Source organism: Longimicrobium sp., from assembly GCA_036377595.1.
GTDB lineage: Bacteria > Gemmatimonadota > Gemmatimonadetes > Longimicrobiales > Longimicrobiaceae > Longimicrobium.
Genome location: DASUYB010000091.1, coordinates 1 through 18,040 on the forward strand (window position 1 = coordinate 1; position 18,040 = coordinate 18,040).

Sequence of the window (18,040 nt, forward strand, 5' to 3'; positions counted from 1 at the left end):
CAAGTTACACCTGTGTAAGCACTTGCCTCGATTCAGACCCCGCCGGACGCGTTGTACACGCGTCCGACGGGGTCTTGTTGTATCTTGTTGCTGTTCAACCTCTTATGGCCAACGTGTAAAACGGTGCTGTCGAACGCCTGCGCAGAGTTAGCAGGGTTAGCAGAAGAACAGCTGTAGTTCTCTGCTAACCCTGCTAACTCTGCGTGAGACTTGCAGTTGGGGATGCCGGCTACTGCTCGTCAGCCTCCTCTTCTTCCTCTTCGCTCGGTCGTGGTTGTTCCGGCGACGGGCGCTGCGGCTCGGGGCGGACCTCGGGGAGGCCCCGGGCGCGGAGGAGCGCGTTCAGCCGCGGCAGGTCGTTCGCCACGACGGAATTCAGCATCGCCAGCTGCACGTCGATGCGCCGCGACAGGTCGTCGAACACCGTGTACGACTGGCGCGTGGGGGCGGACTCGGCGCTCTCGATCACCCCCATCAGCGCCGCCATCTTGTTGTTCAGGCGGATGGGGAAGTTCAGCGGGTCCTGGCTGCTGCGGAGCCGCGGGTTGTACAGCGAGTCCTCGATCGTCGCGATGCGGCGCAGCAGCGAGTCCGCCGCGGCGCGCACCGCCGGGTCCTGCGTGTGCGTCAGCCGCTCGTTCACCTGGTCGCGGATGCCGCGCACCAGCAGCACGCCGCGGTTGGCGTCGGTGGTCCGCTGCCGCACCCGCATCGCCAGCGCGAACTGCGCCTCGAGGTCGGCCTGCGTGGCGCGGAAGCGCGGGTCCGTCACCACGCGGAACTCCTCCGTCCCCGCCGGCCGCCCGTCCACCGTCATCCGCACGCGGTAGGTGCCGGGGACGACGCGCGGGCCCACGATCCGCGCGGCCCAGAACACGATCCCGGGGAAGTCCTCCGCGCCCGGGTGCCGCAGGTCCCAGGTGAAGCGGTTCAGCCCCGCCTTCACCGCCAGCTTCGGCTCGCGCGGGCGCGCGGGCTGGTCCTCATCCTCGTCGTCCTCGCCCCCGCCGCCGCCAGGGGGACGCGCCGCCGCGGCGCTGTCGGCCGGGGTGCCGCTGAAGGAGCGGATCACCCTTCCCTGCGCGTCGAGGAAGTCCAGCGTCACCCGTTCGGCGCGGCGCGGAAGGGCGTAGTAGACGGTGAGGCCGCGCCCCGTGCGCACCGCGTCGGCCGGGCGGAAGAGCTTCGCCTGGGCCGGCCGCTCGGGCGCCGCCGACTGGCGCAGCGGCGAGATGTCGTCCATCACGTAGAACGACCGCCCGTGCGTGGCCAGCACAATGTCGTTGTCGCGAACGACGAGGTCCGCCACCTGCACGTCGGGCAGCCCCTGCCGCAGCGAGCGCCAGTGCGCGCCGTCGTCCCACGACGCCCACACGCCGTGCTCCGTGCCCGCGAACAGCAGCCCCGGCCGCCGTGGGTCCTCGCGCACCGCGCGCAGGTAGTCGCCGTTCGGGATCCCCGTGGTGATGCGCGTCCAGGTGCGCCCGAAGTCCTCCGTGCGGTACGCGTACGGGGCGAAGTCGTCCATCTGGTAGCGGTTGGCGGCGACGTACGCCTTCCCGGCCGCGTGGGGGCTGGCCTCCACCAGCGAGATGCGCGCGAAGCCGCCCATCCCCGGTGGCGTGACGTCGGCCCAGGTGCGCCCGCCGTCGCGAGTGACGAACACCTTCCCGTCGTCGCTCCCCGTCCAGATCACCATCGAGTCGCGGGGGCTGGGGGCGATGGAGAAGATGGTGGCGTATGTCTCCACCCCCGTCTGGTCGCGGGTGATGGGGCCGCCGCTGGGCCCCAGCGTCTCCGCCGCGTGCCGGGTGAGGTCGGGGGAGATGCGCGTCCAGCTCTGCCCCTCGTCCGCCGATCTCCAGAGGTGCTGGCTGCCGGCGTACACGACGTGGGGATTGTGCGGGGCCAGGACGATGGGGAAGGTCCACTGGAAGCGCTCGCGGATCTCCCCGCTGGGGTAGCCCATCGGGTTCTCGGGCCAGATGGTGATCACGCGCCGCTCCCCCGTCCTGCGGTCGAAGCGCGTCAGCAGCCCGCCGTAGCTCCCCGCGTAGAACACGTCCGGCTGGTCCGGCCGCGCGGCGATGTAGCCGCTCTCGCCGCCGCCCACCGTGTACCATTCGCGCCCGGTGCCGTTGCTGGGGACGCAGGCGGTGGAGTTGTCCTGCTGCGCGCCGCAGACGTGGTAGGGGAAGTGCGCCGTGGTGGTGACGTGGTACATCTGCGCGGTGGGATAGTCCTGCTCCGTCCAGCTTTCGCCGCCGTTCCAGCTGACGTTGGCGCCGCCGTCGTTCCCCTCGATCATCCGCTTCGAATCGTCCGGCGCGATCCACAGGTCGTGGTTGTCGCCGTGGGGAACGCGCACGGGCTTGAACGTCTTCCCCCCGTCCGTCGACCTCTGGAAGGAGACGTTCAGCACGTAGACGGTGGCCGTGTCGCGCGGGTCGGCGTAGATGCGGGTGTAGTAGAAGGCGCGCTGGCGGAGCTTGCGCTCGTCGTTGGTCCGCGTCCACGTCTGCCCGCCGTCGTCGCTGCGGAAGACGCCGCCGTCCTCGGCCTCCACGATGGCCCACACCCGCTCCGGCCGCGCGCCGCTCACCGTCACCCCGATCTTCCCGATCGTCCCCGCGGGGAGGCCGGCGTGGCGCGTGATCTCCGTCCACGTCTGCCCGCCGTCCGTCGAGCGGAAGAGCCCGCTTCCCGCGCCGCCGCTGGAGAGAGACCAGGGCGTGCGGCTCACCTCCCAGAGCGCGGCGAACATGGTGTCCGGCCGGCCGGGGGTGAGCACGAGGTCCACGGCGCCCGCGCGGTCGCTGCGGAAGAGCGTCTTCCTCCACGTCCGTCCGCCGTCCGTCGTCCGGAACACGCCGCGGTCGGGGTTGGGCGCGTAGGGGTGGCCCAGCGCGGCCACCCACGCGCGGTCGCAGTCGGCGGGATGGACGCGGATGCGGGCGATGGCCTGCGTCTCGGCCAGCCCCACGTGCGTCCACGTCTTTCCGCCGTCGGTCGTCTTCCACACCCCGTCGCCCTGCATGATGTTGCCGCGCAGCTCCGTCTCCCCCATCCCCACGTACACCACGTCGGGGTTGGCCTCGCAGACGGCCACGGCGCCCACCGACGAGCTGGTGAGCGCGCGGTCGGTCATCGGCTTCCAGGTGGTGCCGCCGTCGGTGGTCTTCCACAAGCCGCCGCCGGTGGCGCCGAACCAGTACTCCAGCGGCCGCGCGCGGCTCCCCGCCACCGCCTGCGAGCGCCCGCCGCGGTTGGGGCCGATGTTGCGCCAGCGCAACGCCGCGAAGGTGGTGGAGTCGCCCGGCGGGCGCGTGCTGTCGGGCAGCTGCGGCACCTCGCCCGGCCGCGGCGCCACGCCCAGCGAGTCGCGCTGCGCGGACAGGGGGGATGCGGCCGCCAGGATCGCCAGGAACGGCAGGGAGATGCGCCAGGGGAGGGTGCGCACGTGTCCAACCTCCGGGAGGTGCGAGGACGGGGTGTATTCTGTATGCAGATGAGGATGAGCGCCGTCCCCCGCGGGCGCAAGCGGGCGGGGGCGTCTTCGAACGCGTGCACGAAGACACGGCGGTTCCGGGAACGCGCGTGTCCTCCGTCCCCTTCCCTCCGTGTCCTCCGTGCTCGCGTGTGAACCGTCCGTCGTCGGCGCGGGTCCGGTCGGGTCGGACCGTTATCACTGTCAGCCGGCCGCGACGAATGTGCCACAACCTTGTTGCCAAGGACGACCTGGACCGCTAGGTTGAAGGTGGGAGCCGGCCTTTCCCGGCCCGGTTCGGCGACGTTGCAAGGCGCCCCCGCACCCTGCCTGCCGTCGCCCTCCACCCGTACGGGTCCCCACGGGACCTCGAGGAGGAGCCATGCACCGAAGATCCCTGCTTTCCGTTCTCACCGCCGCCGCCCTGATGGCCGCGGCCCCCGTCGCCGCGCAGGAGCGGCCCGAGCCCGTGGCGACTGTGCGCCTGGTGGGCGCGCGGGTCGCGTACCAGGCCGGCGGCGCCGCCTCGGCCGACGGCCGGGCGGCACAGGCGCAGCTCGAGCGGCGCGGCGCCGAGGCCCGCGCGATCCTGGCCGAGGGAATCCGCACCGCCCCCACCGCCGACGCGCGGCTGCAGCTGATGAGCGCGATGTCGGTGAGCTGGCTGTACGACGGCGACGGGCCCAACGCCGTTCTGGCGATGCGCGCGCTGATGGACGAGGCCGCGCGCGCGGGGCGCCCGGAGCTGGCGTCGGCGATGCACCTGCGCATGGCGCTGGCAGACGCGGCGCTGGGGCGCGGGCGCTCCGTGTCGGCGTACCTGGCCGAGTCGCCGGAGCTGGGCACGCCGTTCGGCAAGGCGTCGGCGGCCATGGCCTACGCGCTGGCGGGGCAGGCGGACTCGGCGATGTTCTACGCCGCCCGGTTCGAGCGGGCCGCGCGAGAGAGCGGGAGCGAGGCGCTGCTGGCCCGGGCGCACCTGGTGAACGGCTACGCGCTGCTGGCCGGGCGCCGCTGCGGCGAGGCGCTGGTCGAGCTCAGCGGTGGCGACCAGGAGTCCGCGCCGGTGCTGAGCGGGCTGGCGGAGTGCTACGCGATGATGGGCGACCGCGTGCAGGCGCGGCAGCTCCGCGACCGGGTGATGGCGCGCCCCGGCCTGGACCTGTACGACGACTGGGAGGCGCTCACCCGCTATCGCCTGCGTCGCATCCGCTGAGCGGGACCGGCCGCCGGATCCCCGAACCGCGGCCCGCCGGAGACGGCGGGCCGCGGTTTTTTGCGGCCGCCGATCCGTGGCGCCCGGCAATCACCCGCACGGGCTCTCCGCCCCCGCCGCGCCGCCAGTCCTCTGCATGCCGATGAGGAGGGGAGCCGGTGCGTGGGCGCAAGCGGGCGATCCCGCCACTGGTGCGACCCGCCCGCGCGGACCCATCTTCCCCCTATCGTTTTCCGCGGATGGTGATTCGGTCCGCCCACCCGGTCACTCGCTGCATGACCAGACCCGTCTCCCTCGCCGCGCTGCTCTGCGCGTGCGCCGCCCCCGCGCTCCGCGCGCAGGATCTCCCTCCCGACACCATCCTCTCCGACACCGTGGCGCTGCCGGCGGTGACGGCGGTGGCCACGCGCGTGCCCACCCGCCTGCTCGACGTGCCGGCGGCCGTCAGCGTGGTGCCGAAGCGCGCGTTCGAGGACGCGTCGGGGCTGCGCGTGGACCAGGCGCTGCGCGGCGTGCCCGGCGTGCTGGCGCAGTCGCGCAGCGGGGGGATGGACGTGCGCATCACCATCCGCGGCTTCGGCGCGCGCGGCGCGGGCGACCGCTCCAACGCGGGGACCACGCGCGGGATCCGCGTGCTGCAGGACGGCTTTCCGGAGACGGAGCCGGACGGCCGCACGGCCCTGGACCTGGTCGACCTGGCGACCGTGGAGGAGGTGGAGGTGGCGCGCTCCAACGTCTCGGCGGTGTGGGGGAACGCGGCCGGCGGCGTGGTCGCCTTCTCCACCGTCCCCGCCTTCGCCCGTCCCTTCGCGAGCGCCGAGCAGCAGTCGGGGAGCTTCGGACTGTCGCGCTGGATCGCGCGCGTGGGGACGACGCTGGGCGGCGGGCGCGCGTACGTCGCGGCGGCGCATACGACGCTGGACGGGTGGCGCCAGAACTCGGCCGGCGAGCGGACGCTGGTGAACGCGGGCGTGGTGGCGCCGGTGGGCGGCCGCACCCTCCTGCGCCTGCACGCGGTCGGCGCGGAGAACCGCTTCGGCATCCCCGGCCCGCTCACGCGGGCGGCGCTCGACAGCGCGCCCGAGCTCGCCAACGCCACCTATCTCACCCACCGCGAGCGGCGCCACAACCGCTTGGGCCGCCTGGGCGCGGCGGTGGAGCACCGCGCGGGCGACGGCGTGTGGATCGACGGCGCGCTGTTCGTGCAGCCCAAGGCGCTGCAGCGCTCCGAGCGGGGGACGTTCCGTGACTTCACCCGCCAGCACCTGGGCGGGAGCGCCGGGGTGCGCTGGGAGCGGGCGTGGACCCCGGCGGTGCGCGGCACCTTCTCCGCCGGCGTCGACTACGCGGTGCAGGACGGCGCCATCCTCTTCTACTCGCTGACAGCGGACGGCGAGCGCGGCACCGAGCTGCGCGACAACAAGCGCGAGGGTGCCACCAACGCCGGCGTGTTCGCGCAGGAGGTGCTGTCGCTGGGCGGCCGCGTGGACCTGCTGCTGGGCGCGCGCTGGGACGACATCACCTACGACTACGCCAGCCGCATCAACCCGCGCCTGGACGACCGCAAGGCGTTCCGCCGCCTCTCGCCGCGGCTGGGGGTGCTCTGGCATGCGGACGCGGAGACCAGCGTCTACGCCAACCTGGGCGGCGGGGTGGAGGCGCCGGCGGGGAACGAGACCGACCCCGCGTCGACCTTCGGCCAGGACACGGTGACCGCGCTGAACCCGCTGCTCGAGCCGATCCGCTCCACCACTTGGGAGGCGGGCGCGCGCCACCTGAGCGCCGCCGGCGACGGGTTCGTGCGCGCGCTGGGGTGGGACGCGGCGGTGTACTGGACCGAGGTGCGCAACGAGATCGTGCCCTACCGGGGTGGGCGCTTCTACTTCACCGCCGGGCGGGTGCGCCGCCGCGGCGCCGAGCTGGGCGTGCAACTCCGCACCGCGCCGGGCGTGGCGCTCGAGGCGGCGGTGAGCGGGCAGGACCACCGCTACACCGAGTACGTGGTGGACTCGGTGCACTATGGCCGCCCCGGCGCTTCTGCTGACTACGCGGGGAACCGCGTGGTGGGGGTGCCGGCGGTGTTCGGCTCGGCGGCCCTGCGCTGGACGCCCGCCTTCCGCGACGAGGTGGAGCTGGAGCTGGCCGTGCAGCAGGCGGGCGCGTACTGGGCCGACGACGCCAACCGCGTGCGGGTGCCCGGCTACGCGCTGTGGACGGCGGGCGTGGCGCTGCGCCGGCCCGTGCGCCTGGCCGGCGGGATGAGCGCGCGGGGCGCGGTGCGGGTGGAGAACCTGGCGGACCGGAGGTACGTGGCCAGCGCCTTCCTGAACCCCGACGTGGTGTCCGGCGAGCCCGTGGCCTTCGAGCCCGGCTTGCCGCGGCAGGTGGTGGTGAGCGTGCAGTTGGGGTGGGAGCGGTAAGTCAGACCGGCGATTTTCACTCTCACACTGGGAGTTGTTTTGCAGGATTCTTTAACGCGGGTCGTAGCCGCCGTAATTACTCGCGGAGATTCAATGCTTGTCTGTCAGCGTCCGCACGAGAAGCGGCATGGCGGGCTATGGGAATTTCCAGGAGGTAAGTGTGAGAACGGGGAATCCGATGCCGCGGCTGTATTTCGAGAGCTCAAAGAAGAATTGGGTGTTGATGTAATTCAGGTTGGGGAGGAGCAGTTCAGTGTACGCGATCCTAACTCCAGATTTCTAATCGTATTTCTCCCAACTCAGATTGTCGGTGAGCCTACGTGTCACGAACACATCGCCCTACGATGGGCAGGGATGGAAGAGCTTGCGACCCTCCCTCTTGCGCCCAGCGATCGGCAGTATGTGGAGTTTTCCCGCGCAAAACCTCACCAGCAGCGATCCTAACGCGGTACCGCCCTGTGCACAGTCGCGGACAGCTGCAGCGCTGATTCTAGCGGTGACCGCAGCACATAGTATTGTGTCTGGCCTGTTTCTGAGAATCCAAATACCCTGTAAAGCACATAGTCCTTTCCACGCTGCTCCGCAAAGCTAAGCTCATTCGCCGTGATGAAGAACGGAGTGCGCTTCTTACCCCGGGTAGTTTTTACTTCAATAAACTTTGGCTCACCGCTCGGCGTACGTGAGAACACGTCATAGCCAAGTCCATCTCCCTCATCCTTTGCAGCATGAAACACATCCTTCGCTAAATCGGGCCGGCCGATTTCGAGCAAAATGCGACGCTCGTGCTCAACCACCCATTCCTCTCCCGCACGACCAAGGGCGCGGTTTGCAGAATCGCGTGCCGCATAATCAACGTCTTTTCGAGCCTTCTGTTCTTTACGCCTGTTGGACTGCTGCTGTGCCCCGCGAGGGGGTGCGACTTCAACGAGCGTTGGGTACGGAACCGGTGGAAGCTCGGCAGGGATCGATGCAACTTCAGCAGTCCCATGCTCAATCAACAGACCAGCAGCGCGAATGGGTTCGATCTGCCAATCAAGGACTTGCCACCGGAAGTGCACAGGGTGCTCAGATGTGGTGTCATGCCAAACATATCGCAGCTTACCCACGTAGCAATATGGCTCACCCTCATGTGCCCTAAGGAGCAGGAGGATCGAATCAAGTTCATGGTCGTGCTTCACAAATCGATGAATTTGATCGTCGTCCAGGTTTTGCTTTCGCTGTGAATCCCACTCAACCAAACCCGTAGTGGAAAGAGCATCTGCATACCCAGTGTGTTTCTCGAGCGTAACAAAAAACACAAAGTCGTTTGGACGACCGCTTAGTGAGACGATTCCGGAAATGCCCCACATTCCAGCGTTAGGGGTGAATGGGACTGTTGGATCAAGCAGGTCGTGGACTTCCTGCCGAGAGTAGGCTTGATACCGAACGAGTTGTGGATGTGAGAACTCTTCACGCTGGATGTGATTTCGCCGCTCAACCACAAACCCGAGTGCCTCAAGTCGTCGCTGAACGGTGGCCTCTCCGCCACTGAACTGACTCGACTTCGGGGCGCCTCGCTCGGGGTACTGGTATCCGTACGCAGCTGCGAAGATCGCCTTGGAGTCAAAGGTTTCATCGCCCACAACGAGGAAGTACTCACGTGAGTATCCATAGCCGTACTTCGTTAGGAACTTCACATGTCCCAAGAAGCGGAACTCATCGATTGCCTGTTGTACGGCAGGCCGGCTTGTGAGGTCAGACAGTCGCAAGTGCGGAAGCGTTCTTTCGGTGGCCGAAGAGGTGCGCGATGCTGGGGTTTGTTACCAATTCTGTTCGCGCGGTGGGCAAATAGGTGCGGACGAAGAATAGTGTAACGGTGTTGGATCGTACAGATGGATGAGCTACGATTTTGTCTGAGCGGAAACGCAACCATCCATCTTGACAATCCGCCGCAGCTTAGCCAATCTCAATCCTCGCAAATGTTTCCGCGCGCGGGCGGTTCCCAGCCGCCGCAGCGGCGGAGGCCAACGGTTGTTCCTCGCCCGCGTCGTGACCCGCCGGGCATCTTCCCTCACTGTCCCCGCCAACCTCACAGAGAGGCCAACATGCAGTTCACTTCCGCCCGTCTCCGCCGCAGCCTTGGGCTGGGGCTGATCGCCGTCGCCATCGGCGCCTGCGGCTTCAAGGACAAGGTCGCCGGCCGCAACAGCGACGGCGGCGTGGATCCCGAGAACGTGGACCAGAAGAGCTCGGCCACGGCCACCGAGGCCGAGCAGAACGCGTTCAAGGCGCCGGCCGACAGCAGCCTGACGCCGCAGCAGGTCGAGCAGTACCTGCGCACCAGCCTCACCCAGTTCGACCTGATCCGCGCCGAGGCGCCCTCGCTGCACCAGCAGGTGGCCGACATGGAGAAGCGCGGCAAGAGCGGCGGCGTGCTCTCCGGCCTGCGCAACGCGGCCGAGGGGATCAGCGCCATGAGCCACTGGGCCGACCTGATCGGCGGCAGCTACGTGCGCTCGGCGCGCTCGCTGCACTACAACCCGGCCGAGATGGAGTACGTGCGCGAGCGGATGGTGGCCGTCAGCGGGCACCTGATGACGACCTCGATGTCGAGCATGAGCCAGACGCTGCGCCAGCAGGCCGAGGCCATGAAGGGCCAGCCGGGCGGCGAGGAGAGCGCCCGCGCGCTGCTCGAGCAGGCCGACCAGATGGACGCGCAGAGCAAGCCGTCGCCCGCGGTGGCGCAGAACCTGGAGGCGCTGAAGAGCGCGCGCCCGAACGTCACCAACCCGATGTGGCAGCAGATCGGCTTCGCCAGCGGCGGGATGGGGCTGCTGGCGCTGACCGGCCTGGGCGACCCGGCCGACACCACCAGCGCCCGCAAGCTGAACGAGTTCCGCACCCTCTACACCGACGCGCTGAACAACCACGTGTCGGCGGGGCTGGAGGAGAAGCCGGCGGGGCAGCAGTAGATTTTCACGCCGCGGCTCGGTCCTCGGCTGACGGTTCGGCGGGCGGCTCCCGATGTGGGGGCCGCCCGTTCGCATGGTGCGAGGGTGCGAGGGTGCGAAAGTGCGAAAGTGCGAAGGTGGGCCGGATCGCATTCCACTCTCGCACCTTCGCACTCTCGCACTTTCGCACCCTTGCCGCGAAGCCGCCGCGCGAGCCATCATCCCGCGTCGTCCCCCGTCTCCACCCGACGCGCAAGAATCTTCCGAATGCCGAAGCGGATCGTCGCCGCGCTGCTCGCCGCCGCCGCGCTCCTGTGCGGGGCGCCCGCGGCCGGCGCGCAGATCGTCACGCGTCCGCACCTGGACTGGCGCACCGTGCGCACGCCGCACTTCGCCGTCCATTACCCTCGCGAGATGGAGGCGTGGACGCTCGACCTGGTCCCCCGCCTCGAGGCCATCCACGACGAGGTGACGGCGGTCGTCGGCTACGCGCCCGGGCGGCGCGTGACCATCGTGGTCGAGGACCCGTCCGCCGCGGCCAACGGCTTCGCCTTTCCCTTCCTGGACGAGCCCGCCATCGCCCTGTGGCCCACGCCGGCCGATCCCCGCTCCAACATCGGCCACACGCGCGACCCCGCCGAGCAGCTGGCCGTCCACGAGTTCACCCACATCGCCCACCTCTCTCGACCGCCGCGCAACCCGCGCCAGCGCTTCTTCCTCCGCCTCTCCCCCGTCAAGCTGGGCCCCGTGGCCGTAAAGGCGCCGCGCTGGCTGACGGAGGGGTACGCGACGTACGTGGAGGGGCGATTGACGGGGAGCGGGCGGCCGTACGGGGTGGTGCGCGCGGCGGTGCTGCGGCAGTGGGCGCTCGAGGGCCGCCTCCCCCGCTACGACCAGCTCGGCGCCACGGGGGGATTCTACGGCGGGGCGATGGCGTACCTGGCGGGCTCCGCCTACCTGGAGTGGCTGGTGGAGCAGCGTGGGCCGCAGAGCCTTCCCAACCTCTGGCGGCGGATGAGCGCGCGGCGCGACCGCACCTTCGACGCGGCCTTCGCCGGCGTGTTCGGAGCGACGCCGAGCGAGATGTACGGGCGCTTCACCGTGGACGTCACCGAGCGCGCGCTGCAGGCCCGCAACGAGTTGCGCGCGGCCGGGCTCGCGGTGGGGGATACGGTGCAGCGGCTGAACTGGGGGACGGGCGATCCCGCGGTGTCGCGGGACGGGCGGTACGTGGCCATCGTTCTCCGCGGCGCCACCCCGGCCGCGTCGCGCGTGGTCGTCTGGAGCGCGGCGGACGAGCGGCCCGACACGGCGGCCGTCGCCCGCGCCAACCGCGCGCTCCTGGCCCGCGATCCCGAGGACGTCCCGGACATCCCCAGCCGCTTCCCGGCGAAGCGCGCGCTCGCCACGCTCTATCCCGTCGACGGGCGCCCGCACGACGCGCCGCGCTTCATGCCGGGCGGCGACGGCATCCTCCTGACCCGTTCGGAGCCGCTGGGCGATGGGGCGACGCGGCCCGACCTCTTCCTCTGGGACTGGCGGAGGAAGACGATGCGGCGCATCACCCGCGGCGCGTCGGTGCGCTGGCCCGATCCCGCGCCGGACGGCCGTACCGCCGCGGCCATCCAGTGCACCGGCGGCCTCTGCGGCGTGGTGACGGTGGACCTGGCGACGGGCGCCGTCCGTCCGCTCGTCCGCGCGCGCCCGAACCGCGTCTACTACCGCCCGCGCTGGTCGCCGGACGGGCGGTCGGTCGCCGTCTCGGTGCAGGAGGGGCGGCGCTGGCGCATCGCGATCGTCGATCCCCGCACGGGCGCGGAGACGGCGATCGGACGGGACGACGGCGCGAGCCGCTACGACGCCGCCTTCCTCCCGGGCGGACTCGCGCTGGTGGCGGTTTCGGAGCGCGGCGGCATCGCCAACCTGGAGATCTTGGACCTCGCGACGGGGGAGACGCGGACGCTCACCCGCGTCACCGGCGGGGCGGCGGCGCCGGAACCGGTGGGCGGACGCATCTTCTACCTCTCCCTGCACGCGCGGGGACTGGACCTGATGCGCATCCACCCCGACAGCGGCGCGGCCGACCCCGTCGTGGCGCTAGACACCACGCTCGTCCCCGCCGTTCCGCGCGTCGCCGCCGCGGAGCCGGACACGCTGCGGCGCGGGCCGCTTCCCACGCCGCGCGCATACGGGCTGGGGCCGCGCCGCAACCGCATCCTCCCCACCGCGGCGGCGGACGCGGACGGCGGCGCGGGCGGGGTGACGCTCCTGAACGGCGATCCCGTCGGCCGGCTGACGGCGATGCTGAAGGTGGTCGGCGGCGACGCGGGGATGCCGCGGGGCGCCGCGCTGAACGCCGTCTACCGCCGCTGGCTCCCGAGCGTCGGCATCGACGCGTTCGCGCTGCGCCACCGCCCGTCGCGGCTGCACGACGCGCTGCTGGCGCCGGGGGATTCGCTGGACGCGGACTACGCGGGCGGCACGCTCATCGCCGAGCTGCCGTGGGGCGGCTCCGCGCTCCGCCGGCGCCTGCGCGCGGGCGTCTCCGCCGGCGCGCTCGATCTCGCCGGGGAGGATGCAACGACGCGCACCCTCGCCTTCGCCGAGGCGCAGGGCGGGGTGACGGAGTCGCGCGGCGGGCAGTCGCTCGCGCTCTCCATCACCCTGAACGGCACCGTCGGGCGGACGGGCGGCGAGACGTGGACGCGCGGCGTGGGGACGGCGGCCGCGGCGGTGCGCGCGCTCGGCTTCGACCTGCGCGGCCAGGTGACATACGGCCGCGTGTCGGACGACGCGCCGCGGTGGGAGCGGTTCGTGGCCGGCGGCGCGCGCCAGCAGCTGTTCGACGACGCGATCCTGTCGCAGCGCATCCCCCTGCCCGCGGCGCGGTTCGGGGTGGTGCGGGGAAGCGAGCTGGCGGCGTACCGCCTGGGCACCGACGTCGGGAGGCTGACGCCGTACCTGGCCGGGGTGAGCGCGGACGCGGGGCTGGAGGAATGGTACCGCGTCGTCGGCGTGGAGGCCGCGTTCGACACGCCGCCGCTGAACGTGCTGCGCATCCCCTCGGTGCGGCTGACCGCGGGCGCCGGCTACCCGCTGGACGCGCCCGACCGCCACCAGGTGCGGGTGTATGCGACGGTGACGTATCGGCCGTAGGCGCGGGGCCCTCACCCGGCAGGCCCTCACCCGAAAAAACGAGCCGTGACGGTACTGCTGTCACGGCTCGTTTTTTCGACCTCTCCCAAACAGATGGGAGAGGTAACTGCAACAGCAACTTAGGCTTAGGACCGAACCGAGTGCAGTTCTCCCCTCCCCTGCGGAGCGGGGGAGGGGCCGGGGGAGGGGGCCAACCCAGGCGGGCAGGAAGCATCCCGATCCGCGACGAACCCACTCCCCGCGCTGAAGTCTCCCCCCTTCTCCCCGTTATCGGGAGAAGGGGGGTCGGGGGGGATGAGGGGCCTCGCGCGCAGCGCGACCCCGCTGTTTCGCGATCTGGCGATCTACACGCCGAGGCTGATCCCCACCCGCACGCCGCGCCCGGGTGTCGCGCCCACGGCGGGCGAGGTCGACGGCACGGTCTGCCAGCGCTCGTACTCGCGCTGGCCGACGAGGGCACCGACGCCGGCGCCGGCCGCGCCCATCGCGGGGGCCAGCCAGAGCGCGGTGGTCCACGGGTTCCGCGCGGCGCCGTCGTCGGCGGTGCCGCTGCCCAGCACGAGGCCGAGGATCGCGCCGGCCACCACGCCCGCGAAGGCGCCGGTGGTCGCGGCCGGGGTGCGGGCGCGGCCGGGCACCTGCCCCAGGCTCACCTCCACGCGCCGGATCAGCTCGCGCGGGATGGAGATGGTGTCGGCCTGCGTGTCCTGCTTCACGTGCGGGTCCAGCCGCAGCAGCACGCGCCCGTTCTCGGTCGACATCACCGTGCCCGTGAACCGCGAGGTGGAGCGGATGATGGGCGCCGACACGCGCACGCGCGTCCCGGTCTGCAGCTCCTGCCCCGCCGCCGGAGCGGCGAGCGCGAGCGCGGCCATCGCGAGCAGGAGGTGCGGAGTGCGGCGCATCGGCGTTCGGCTCGAGGTGGGTGAATCGATGTTCCCACGCACAATTGCGAACGTCGTGCCCATTCGTCAACTGCAGAATTTCTCACGCAGAGTCAGCAGGGTCAGCAGTGGAACCGCGGTTCTCTGCTGACCCTGCTGACTCTGCGTGAGACAAAAAGGCCGGCTTCGATACACATCGAAGCCGGCCCTCCGCATTCGCGCCCCGCGATATCACAGCGGCCGTTCGTACACGCGCCAGGTCTTGTAGACGTACGCGCCCACCTTCTCCAGCGCGTGCCGCATGGGGCCGTTGTCTTCCAGGATCCACGAGCAGTCGGCGTTGTCGTAGCCGTACCGGGCGCCCATCTGGAACACCTTCAGGTACAGCGCCGCGCCGATCCCCGAGCGCTGGAAGCCGGGCTTCATCCCCAGCGTCAGCACCCGCGCCGTGCGGATCTTCCGCTTGGCCCAGAGGAAGCGGAAGATGCCGAAGGGAAAGAGCCGGCCGCTCTTCAGCGGCTTGATGGCGCGGTTGAAATCCGGCAGCGCCAGCAGGAACCCCAGCGGCTCGCCCTCGAGCGTCTCCGCGATCAGCACCAGGTGCGGGTCGACCACGGGCCGGAACTCCTTCGCCATGGCCTCGAACTCGGCGTCGGTCATGGGGATGAACCCCCAGTTCCGCTCCCACGCCGAATTGTAGACCTCCATCACCCGCGCCACTTCGTTCTTGAAGTCCTTCATGTCGACCGTGCGGATGCGCCATCCCTCGCGCTTCGCCACCCGGTCGATCCCCTCGATCAGCCGCCTGGGCGGGTCGTTGTGCGGCAGCCAGTAGGCCACCAGGTCCTTGGCCTTCTCCAGCCCCGCGCGCTCCATCAGCCCGCGGTAGTACGGGGGATTGTGCCCCAGCATGAAGGCCGGCGCCGTGTCGAACCCGTCGATCAGCACCCCGCCCGAGTACAGCTCGTCGTTGGTCGACAGGTTGAACGGCCCCTGCATCGACGTCAGCCCCCGCGCCTGCAGCCACGACGCGGCCCGGTCCAGCAGCGCGTCCGCGACCGACTGGTCGTCGATGCACTCGAACAGCCCGAAGAAGCCGGTGGTGTCGCCTTGGAACTCGTTGGCGCGGCGGTTGTGGATCGCGGCGATGCGGCCGACGAGCTTTCCGCCGCGCTCGGCGACGAAGAAGGCGACGTCGGCGTGCTGGTAGAACGGGTGCTTCTCGCGGTTCAGCAGCGCGTTGAAGACCATCCTGAGTGGCGGCACCCAGGCGGGGTCGCCCGCGTTGATGGTCCAGGAGAAGTCGATGAAGGGCTTGAGCGATTCGCCCCGGCCGATCTCGCGGACGGCCGGGGCGTTCGTGGCGGGCGTGGCGGGGCTAGCGGACGCCGAGCTTGCGGCCGACACGGGCGAAGGCATCGAGGACCCTGTCGAGCTGGTCGGTGGTGTGCGTGGCCATCACGGAGGTGCGCAGGCGGCACGCGCTCTCGGGCACGGCCGGCGGCAGCACGGGGTTGGTGAACACGCCCGCGTCGAACAGCTCGCGCCAGAACACGAAGGTGTGCTCGATGTCGCCCGTGGTCACGGGGATGATGGGCGTTTCGCTCACCCCCACGTCGAACCCCAGGTTCACCAGCCCGCCGCGCAGGTAGTCCGCGTTCGCCCACAGCGTGCGGCGCCGCTCCGGCTCCTTCTCCATGATCTCCAGGCAGGCCAGCACCGTCGCCACGGCGGACGGCGGCATGCTGGCGCTGAAGATGAGCGGACGCGCGTGGTGCTTGAGGAAGTGGATCACCTCCTCGGGCCCCGCCACCGCACCGCCGATGCTGGCGAAGCTCTTGGAGAAGGTGGCCATGGTCAGGTCGACCCGCTCCTGCACGCCGAAGTGCTCGGCCGTCCCCCCGCCGTGCTCGCCGAGAACGCCGACGGAGTGCGCGTCGTCCACCAGCACGCGCGCGCCGAACTCGTCCGCCAGGTCCAGCACGGTGGGAAGGTCGACGATGTTCCCCTCCATCGAGAACACGCCGTCGGTGGAGACCAGGATGCCGCCGGCGTCGGCGTTGCGCTCGAGCGCGCGGCGCAGCGCCGCCATGTCGTTGTGCGCGTAGCGCACCAGCTCGCCGCTGGCCAGCTGCGCGCCGTCGAGCAGCGACGCGTGGTTCAGGCGGTCGTGGATCACCACCGTGCCGCGGGTGGCCAGCGCGCTGATCACCCCCAGGTTGGTCTGGTAGCCGGTGGAGAAGACGAGCGCGCTCTCGGCGCCCATCAGCTTCGCCAGCCGCCGCTCCAGCTCCTCGTGCAGGTCCAGCGTGCCGTTCAGGAAGCGGCTGCCGGTGCACCCGGTGCCGTAGCGGTACAGCGCCTCCCGGGCCTGCTCCAGCACGTACGGGTGGTGCGTGAGCCCCAGGTAGTTGTTGGAGCCCACCATGATCAGCCGCTGCCCGCGGATGACCACCTCGGTGTCTTCCGAGCTCTCGATCGGCTGGAAGTAGGGATACAGGCCGCGGTCGATCATCTCCCGCGCGGCCGTGTAGCGGCCGCACTTGGCGAAGATGTCGCCGGCCTTCCGCGCCGTCTGCTGCTCGACTATGGACATCAAAGCCATCCCTGAGTTCGGTACCACCGGGCGGTCTCGGCCAGCCCCTCTTCCAGCGGCGTGGCCCGCGGCAGGAGCGCCCCGGACCCGCCGAGGTCGCACACCCACGCCTCGGCCAGCATCTCGTCCGCCTTCTCGCGGCTGAACACGCCCGTCCCGCCGATCAATCCCCCGAAGCGCTCGGCCAGCGACCCCGCCGCGCGGAGCAGTCCCGCGGGGACGGGAAGCCGCACCGGGTTCTTCCCCAGCGAGCGGCCGATCGCCGCCACCAGCGCGGGATACGGGTGGGCGACGGGCTCGGCCACCGCGTAGGTCCCCGGCTGCACCGCGTCGGCCGCGTTGGCCAGCGCGGTGACCAGGTCGTGCACGTACACCAGGTGGACGTGCCGCACCGGCCCCGTCGGCACCGGCGCCATCGACAGCTTCGCCATCCGGAAGACCGGGAGGAACGCTTTGTCCCCCGGCCCGTACACGGCCGGCGCGCGCAGCGTCACCAGCTCCACCCCGGCGGGCTCCACCTGCCGCGCCGCCTGCTCGCCCTCGAGCTTGGTGCGGCCGTACGCCGTGAGCGGCGCGGGGGTTTCGTCCATCCGGCGCGGGCGCCCGTCCACCGCCGGCCCGCAGGCGGCATAGCTCGACAGGTACACCAGCCGCCGCGGGCGCGTGCCTCCGCGCAGCGCGGCGCGCGCGACGTTGGCCGTTCCCTCGGCGTTGGCGCGGCGGAACGCGGCTTCGTCGGGCGCGGTGGTCAGCGCGGCCAGGTGGAACACGGTGTCGGCCCCGTCGGCGGCGGCCGTCAGCGCGTCCACGTCGTCCAGCGAGCCGGGCGCCAGCTCGGCGCCGAGCGCGCGCAGGCGGGCGGTGTCGCTGGAGGGGCGCACCAGGGCGCGCACCGTCCATCCCTCCGCCGCCAGGCGCTCCGCCAGGTGCCCGCCGACGAAGCCGGTAGCGCCGGTGATCAGTGCGGTTCGGCCCATGGACGGCGGAGAAGATGCACGGCGCGCCACGCGAACGCAACGAGCTTCGCGCGCGGATAACAGAAGAGAGGATCGGGCGGCGGCTCGCCCTGATCCTCTCGCGCGGCCCCCATCAGCCGGGGCCCACCCGATCTGCGAAAACGTGCGCAAACCTAGCCCCGGAGCGGCCTTGTGTCAACCCGCACGCCGATTACGCCGTGCCGTCTTCGTCATTTGAAAAACGAAATCTCTCACAGCAGGCGTTCGACAGTTCCGGCTACATGCGAGACCCAGGATTGGCGCCAATCCTGGGTTTTTCGCGCTCAAAACACTGGATTCACCGATTTTCTGTTGTACACGGATTTTCGATGTGCATTGACTCAGCAACAGGCATG

At 70.8% G+C, this 18,040-nt stretch carries 10 protein-coding genes; 4 read left to right on the forward strand and 6 right to left on the reverse strand.

The features are described 5' to 3' along the window. Window positions 1-229: 229 nt before the first annotated feature. Entirely contained in the window at window positions 230-3,460 is a 3,231-nt protein-coding gene (locus VF092_14275; protein HEX6748460.1) for a hypothetical protein, read from the reverse strand. 409 nt (window positions 3,461-3,869) lie between these two features. On the opposite strand from VF092_14275, the gene VF092_14280 reads away from it, so the two are divergent. Continuing rightward, window positions 3,870-4,703: a hypothetical protein gene (locus VF092_14280; protein HEX6748461.1), complete on the forward strand. Its 834-nt coding sequence runs from the start codon at window positions 3,870-3,872 to the stop codon at window positions 4,701-4,703. Between the two features lie 275 nt (window positions 4,704-4,978). After that, window positions 4,979-7,123: a TonB-dependent receptor gene (locus tag VF092_14285; protein HEX6748462.1), complete on the forward strand. Its 2,145-nt coding sequence runs from the start codon at window positions 4,979-4,981 to the stop codon at window positions 7,121-7,123. Window positions 7,124-7,563: 440 nt separating this feature from the next. Here the strand turns inward: VF092_14285 and VF092_14290 are convergent, their stop codons facing one another. Beyond that, entirely contained in the window at window positions 7,564-8,799 is a 1,236-nt protein-coding gene (locus VF092_14290) for a DUF3883 domain-containing protein (protein HEX6748463.1), read from the reverse strand. A 408-nt stretch (window positions 8,800-9,207) separates the two neighbouring features. On the opposite strand from VF092_14290, the gene VF092_14295 reads away from it, so the two are divergent. Next, window positions 9,208-10,074 carry a hypothetical protein gene (locus tag VF092_14295; protein HEX6748464.1) on the forward strand — a complete coding sequence of 289 codons (867 nt, stop codon included), beginning with the start codon at window positions 9,208-9,210 and terminating at the stop codon, window positions 10,072-10,074. A gap of 246 nt (window positions 10,075-10,320) precedes the next feature. Next, a complete protein-coding gene (locus VF092_14300) occupies window positions 10,321-13,209 on the forward strand; it encodes a hypothetical protein (GenBank protein HEX6748465.1) in 2,889 nt (962 codons plus the stop codon). Between the two features lie 344 nt (window positions 13,210-13,553). On the opposite strand, the gene VF092_14305 is transcribed toward VF092_14300, so the two are convergent. From VF092_14305 to VF092_14320, 4 genes are all read right to left on the reverse strand, one after another. Beyond that, window positions 13,554-14,114, reverse strand: a complete 561-nt coding sequence (locus VF092_14305) for a hypothetical protein (GenBank protein ID HEX6748466.1) — start codon at window positions 14,112-14,114, stop codon at window positions 13,554-13,556. Between the two features lie 210 nt (window positions 14,115-14,324). Further along, window positions 14,325-15,512: a GNAT family N-acetyltransferase gene (locus VF092_14310; protein HEX6748467.1), complete on the reverse strand. Its 1,188-nt coding sequence runs from the start codon at window positions 15,510-15,512 to the stop codon at window positions 14,325-14,327. Beyond that, window positions 15,472-16,689, reverse strand: coding sequence for an aminotransferase class I/II-fold pyridoxal phosphate-dependent enzyme (locus VF092_14315; GenBank protein ID HEX6748468.1), 1,218 nt, complete (start codon window positions 16,687-16,689; stop codon window positions 15,472-15,474). Before VF092_14315 ends, VF092_14310 begins: the two co-directional genes overlap by 41 nt. Continuing rightward, window positions 16,689-17,666, reverse strand: coding sequence for an NAD-dependent epimerase/dehydratase family protein (locus VF092_14320; GenBank protein ID HEX6748469.1), 978 nt, complete (start codon window positions 17,664-17,666; stop codon window positions 16,689-16,691). The genes VF092_14315 and VF092_14320 overlap by 1 nt, the downstream gene beginning before the upstream one ends. Window positions 17,667-18,040 lie beyond the last annotated feature (374 nt).